The sequence below is a fragment of the Nocardia sp. JW2 genome, from assembly GCF_051843015.1.
In the GTDB taxonomy this organism is placed as follows: domain Bacteria; phylum Actinomycetota; class Actinomycetes; order Mycobacteriales; family Mycobacteriaceae; genus Nocardia; species Nocardia coubleae.
In genome coordinates, this window is record NZ_JBPXLK010000053.1 from 1 (window position 1) to 6,273 (window position 6,273).

Sequence of the window (6,273 nt, forward strand, 5' to 3'; positions counted from 1 at the left end):
ACCCGTCGAACCGGAGGTGAAGATCACGTACGCGGTGTTCGACGGACGCAGCGGGGCGATCCGCTCGTCGTCGGTGACCGGCGCGTCCGAGTACCCGGACAGGTCGAGGCTGTCGATGTGCAGCGCGGTCGTCGCGCCCGCGTCGAATTCGTCACGGGCCGTGGTCAATACGCACACCGGTGCCGCGGTCTCGAGCACGTAGTGGGTGCGCTCGGCCGGGTGGTCGGGGTCGAGCGGCACGTAGGCGCCACCGGCCACGCTCACCGCGTACATGCCGATCACCAGGTCGAGCGAGCGACGCATGCCGAGCGCGACCATGGTGTCCGGGCCGACGCCCTGGGCGATCAGGTGCCGGGCCAGTCGGTTCACCCGGGCGGTGAACCCGGCGTAGGACAGAGTTGTCCCCTCGAAGGTGAGGGCCGGTGTGTTCGCGCTGGTCGCGGCCTGTGCCTGGAACATCGACACCAGGGTCGCGGCCTGGTCGACCGGGTGCGCGGTGGCATTCCAGTCGGCGACGACCTGGCGCTTTTCGACCGGTGCCAGCAGTTCCACGTCACCGATCGGGCGGGTCGGCTCGGCGACGACCGACGACAGCATCCGCACCAGGCGCTTGGCCAGGTTCGCGATGGTGTCGGCGTCGAACATGTCTGTCGCGTAGGCGAACTCGGCGGTCATGCCGTCGGCGGAACCGTCGGCGCGGTAGCGGTCGGTCAGGTTCAGGTGCAGATCGAACTTGGCCGTCACCACGTCCAGCGGCACGCCCGCGACCTCGAGGCCGGGCAGTTCGAACGACGCCTCGCCGGTGTTCTGGAACGACAGCATCACCTGGAACAGCGGGTGACGCGCCTGCGAACGGGCCGGGTTGAGGATTTCGACGAGCCGCTCGAACGGCAGGTCGGCGTGGCCGAAGGCGGCCAGGTCGTGCTCCCGTGTGGCGGCGAGCAGTTCGGCGAACGACTGCGCCGGGTCGACGGTGCTGCGCAGCACGAGGGTGTTGACGAACATGCCGATGGCGTCGTCGAGCACCGCTTCACCACGGCCCGCCACAGCGGTGCCGATGGCGATGTCGTCGCTGTTGGACAGGCGCGCGAGCAGGGCGGCGAACGCGGCGTGCACCACCATGAACAGGCTGGCGCCGTGTTCGCGGGCCAGCGCGTTGAGGCTGTGTGTCAGTGCCGGATCGATCGAGAACTCGTGCACCCCACCGCGGTTGGAGGCCACGGCCGGACGCGGGCGGTCGCTCGGCAGGTCCAGCTGGTCGGGCAGCCCGGCCAGGGTGTTCGACCAGTAGGCCACCTGCTGGGCGATCATCGACGACGGATCCGACTCGGAGCCGAGGGTTTCGCGCTGCCACAGCGCGAAGTCGGCGTACTGCACGGGCAGCGGCGCCCAGCCCGGTGCCTCGCCGCGCGAGCGGGCGGCGTAGGCGATCATCACGTCGCGGGCCAGCGGACGCACCGACCAGCCGTCGCCGGAGATGTGGTGCACCACGAAGACGAGCACGTGGGTGTCGGGGTGCGAGCCGTCCAGGGAACCGGCCACGCGCAGCAGTTCGGCGCGCACCGGGACCTGCGCGGTCACGTCGAAGCCGGCGAGCACGAGTTCGCTGATGCGGTCGCGGATCTCGTCCTCGCCGATGGTGATCGGGTCGATCGTGATCGGCACCTGGGCCGCGGGCAGCACGACCTGCACGCCCTGGCCGTCGGCGGTTTCCGGGTAGACGGTGCGCAGCACTTCGTGCCGCTCGACCACGTCGGCCACGGCCTGGCGCAGCGCGTCGACATCGAGGTCACCGGTCAGGCGGACAGCGAGGGGGATGTTGTTGACGCCGGTTGCGCTGTCGAACCGGTTGAGGAACCACATGCGTTGCTGGGCGAGCGAGAGCGGCACCTGTTCCGGGCGCGGCCCGGCGACGAGCTCGCGGCGGCTGCCGCTGCCCGCGTGGGTTTCCACCTTGGCGGCCAGCGCCGACACCGACGGCGCTTCGAACAGCACCCGAACCGGAACCCGGGTGTCGAGTGCGGCGCCGAGGCGGGCGACGACCTGGGTGGCGATGAGCGAGTTGCCGCCGAGGTCGAAGAAGTCGTCGTCGCGGCCGACCGGCTGGTCCTCGGACAGACCGAGCACCTCGGCGAAGGTGGCGGCGACGATCTCCTCGATCGGGGTGCTCGGCGCGCGGAACTCGCGGGCCTCGAACACCGGGTCGGGCAGGGCGCGGCGGTCGAGTTTGCCGTTGGCGCTCAGCGGCATCTCGTCGAGCACGACGAACGCGGCCGGAACCATGTACGACGGCAGTTGCGCACCGAGATGCGCACGCAGCGTCTCGGTTTCGACGGTCGCACCCGCCGAGGGCACCACGTAGCCGACGAGCTGATCGCCGGTGCGGGCATCCGAACGCACGATCACCACGGCCTGGCCCACGGTGGCGTGCGCGGTGAGCGCGGCCTCGATCTCGCCGAGCTCGATGCGCAGACCGCGCAGCTTCACCTGGAAGTCGGTGCGGCCGAGGTAGGTGATCACACCGTGCTCGTCGCGGCGCACCAGGTCGCCCGTGCGGTACATGCGGGCGCCGTCGTCACCGAACGGGTCGGCGACGAAGCGGTCGGCGGTGAGGTCGGGGCGGCCGAAGTAGCCGCGGGCCAGCTGGGAGCCGGCCAGGTACAGCTCACCCGCGACCCCGGCCGGGACCGGGTGCAGGCGGGCGTCGAGCACGTAGGCCTCGGCGTTCCAGACCGGCGCGCCGATCGGGACAGCACCGTCGACCTGGTCGGCGACCGGGCCGTGGGTGGCGTGCACGGTGAACTCGGTGGGGCCGTACAGGTTGAACAGGTCGGCGTCGCTCACCCGCCGCAGCGCGGCCACGGCGTCACCGGTGAAGGCCTCACCGGCGATCAGCAGGGCGCGCAGTGAGGACAGGGCTCCGCCCTCGACCGCAGCCGCATCGACGCTGCCCGCGAAGACAGTGAGCATCGACGGGACGAACGAGGTCATCGTGACCCGTTGCGCCGCAATGACATCGGCGAGGTACTGCGGGTCGCGATGTCCGTCGGGGCTCGCGACGACCAAGCTGCCGCCGGTGCTCAGCGGGCCGAACAGCTCCCAGACCGACACGTCGAAGGTGGCGGGCGTCTTGAACAGCACCACGTCGTCGGCACCGATGCCGTATTCCGCGGTGATCCAACGGATCTGGTTCACCACCGTCGAGTGCGGCACCGCCACACCCTTCGGGCGACCGGTGGAACCGGAGGTGAAGATGACGTAGGCCGGGTGCTGCGGGCGCAGCGGTGCGATGCGTTCGGCATCGGTGACCGGGGTGTCGGAGTAGGCGGACAGGTCGATCGCGTCGATGACCAGTGTGGTCGGCTCGTCGACGGCGAAACCGTCGCGGCTCGTGGTCAGCACGACCACCGGGTTCGCCGTTTCGAGCACGTAGGCGATGCGGTCGGCGGGCTGGTCGAGGTCGAGCGGGACGTAACCGCCGCCTGCCTCCTGCACCGCGTACGCCGCGACCACGAGGTCGATGCTGCGGCGCAGGCCGAGGGCGACGAGCTTCTCCGGGCCGACACCGGCCTCGATCAGGCGGTGCGCAAAACGGTGTACGCGCGAGGCGAATTCGGCGTAGGTGAGGTTTTCGCCGGTGGCCGGGTCGATGAGGGCGACCGCGTTCGGGGTGGCCGTGGCCTGGCGGGCGAACTCGTCGACGAGGGTGCCAGCGCCGGGCAGCTCGTGGGCGGTGTCGTTCCAGCCGCGAACGGCCAGTTGCACCTCGGCGGCATCCAGCAGCGGGATGTCGCCCACGGCACGGTTCGGGGTGGCCGCGATGGCATTGAGCAGGCGGGTGAAGCGGGCGCCGAAGCGGTGCATGGTCGACGCGTCGAACAGGTCGGTCGCGTAGATCAGCTCGGCGACCATGCCTGCGGTGTCACCGGGCTTCTCGGTGAGCACCACCTGCAGGTCGAACTTGGCGACGTCGATCGGCAGGTCGACACCGCTGGCGGTGAGGCCGGGCAGTTCGAGGCTGGTCTGGCCGGTGTTCTGGAAGGCCAGCATCACCTGGAACAGCGGGTGGCGCGCCTGCGAGCGGGCCGGGTTGATGATCTCGACCAACCGCTCGAACGGCAGATCGGCGTGGCCGAACGACGCGATGTCGCTGGTGCGGACCTGGGCGAGCAGCTCGCTGAAGCTCGCCGCGCCGTCCACCTCGGTGCGCAGCACGAGGGTGTTGACGAACATGCCGATCAGGTCGTCGAGGGCGCGTTCGCCACGGCCCGCGATGGGCGTGCCGATGGCGATGTCGGACTCACCGGACAGTCGCGAGAGCAGCAGGGCCAGGGCCGCGTGCGTGACCATGAACAGGGTCACGCCACGGGTGCGGGCCAGCTCGGCGAGCGCCGCGTGGGTGCGGGCGTCGATCTCGAAGGTGTGGGTGGCGCCGCGACCGCTGGCGACGGCCGGGCGCGGCCGGTCGGCGGGCAGATCGAGCTGCTCGGGCAGGCCGCGCAGGTGCTCGCTCCAGAACGAGATCTGCTTGGTGATCACCGACGCGGCGTCGTCCTCGTCGCCGAGCACCCCGCGCTGCCAGAGCGCGAAGTCGGCGTACTGGACCTCGAGGGGTCGCCAGGCCGGTTCGGCGCCTTCCACGCGGGCGCTGTAGGCGGTCATCACGTCGCGGGTGAGCGGGCCCATGGAGAAGCCGTCGGCCGAGATGTGGTGGACCACGAGGGCGAGCACGTGTTCGGTGGGGCTCACCTCGAACAGGGCGGCGCGGAACGGCACCTCGGCGGTGACGTCGAACGCGGTCAGCACCAGCTGCGAAAGCCGCTGCGGCAGTTCGGCTTCGGTGGTCTCGATCGGGGCGAGGTCGGGGATGACCTTGCCGGTCGCGACGATCACCTGATGGGCGGCGCCGTCGGCTTCCGGGTAGTAGGTGCGCAGCGACTCGTGGCGGGCCAGCACGTCGGCGACGGCCACCTGCAGTGCCTGGCGGTCGAGCAGACCGGACAGGCGAACGGCGGCGGGGATGTTGTCGACGGCCGACTCGGGGTCGAAGCGGTTGAGGAACCACATGCGCTGCTGGGCCAGCGACAGCGGCACCCGCGCGGGGCGCTGCTGCGGGACCAGCGGGGCGCGCCGCTCGTCACCGGAATGCGTCTCGGCCCGCGCGGCCAGCGCGGCGACCGTGGACGCCTCGAACAGTTCGCGCACGCCGATATCGGATTCCAGGGCGGCCGACAGGCGCGCGGCGACCTGGGTGGCGGTCAGCGAGTTGCCGCCGAGGGCGAAGAAGTCGTCGTCGAGGCCGACCCGGTCCAGGCCGAGCACATCGGCGAAGGTGGCGGCGACGATCTCCTCGACCGGTGTGGTCGGCGCGCGGAACACCGCGGCCTCGAACACCGGGGCGGGCAGGGCCTTGCGGTCGAGCTTGCCGGAGGCGTTGAGCGGGAACTCGTCGAGGACGATGATCACCGACGGCACCATGTAGGCGGGCAGGTTGTTGCCCAGTTCCTCGCGGGCGTCCTCGATGTCGACCGTGCGGCCGACGGCCGGGATGACGTAGGCCACCAGCTGGTCGCCGGTGTGCTGGTCGCTGCGGACCACCACCACCGACTGGGCGACCTCGTCGAGGCCGGCGAGCGCGGACTCGATCTCGCCGAGCTCGATGCGCAGGCCGCGCAGCTTCACCTGGAAGTCGGTGCGGCCCAGGTATTCCAGCTCGCCGTGTTCGGTCCAGGCGACGAGGTCACCGGTGCGGTACATGCGGGCGCCGTCCGCACCGAACGGATTCGCGACGAAGCGGTCCGCGGTGAGATCCGGGCGGGCCACATAGCCGCGCGCCAGCTGGGTGCCCGCGAGGTAGAGCTCACCCGCGACACCGACCGGGACGGGCCGCAGGCGCGCGTCGAGGACGTAGACCTCGGTATTGAACACCGGGGCGCCGATCGGCACGGTGTCGGTGTCGGTGTCGACGACCTCGTGGAAGGTGACGTCGACCGCGGCCTCGGTGGGGCCGTACAGGTTGTGCAGCGCCGCACCGGTGAGCTCGCGCAGACGATGCGCGGGCTTGGGCGGCAGCGCCTCACCGGAGGCGAAGACCATGCGCAGCGAATCACACTGCGCGGCAGCGGCATCGGCTACGAATACCGCGAGCATCGACGGCACGAAGTGGGTGACGGTGACACCCTCGGCCGCGATGATCTCGGCCAGGTAGGCCGGATCACGATGACCGTCGGGCTTGGCCACGACCAGGCGCGCGCCGATCTGCAAGGGCCAGAA

The 6,273-nt window shown here is 70.9% G+C and carries 1 protein-coding gene; it reads right to left on the bottom strand.

Translation table 11 applies throughout. The annotated features are described in order from the left end of the window. On the bottom strand, window positions 1-6,273 hold a 6,273-nt coding region (locus tag ACSVDM_RS30695), incomplete at both ends, for an amino acid adenylation domain-containing protein (RefSeq protein ID WP_439269158.1).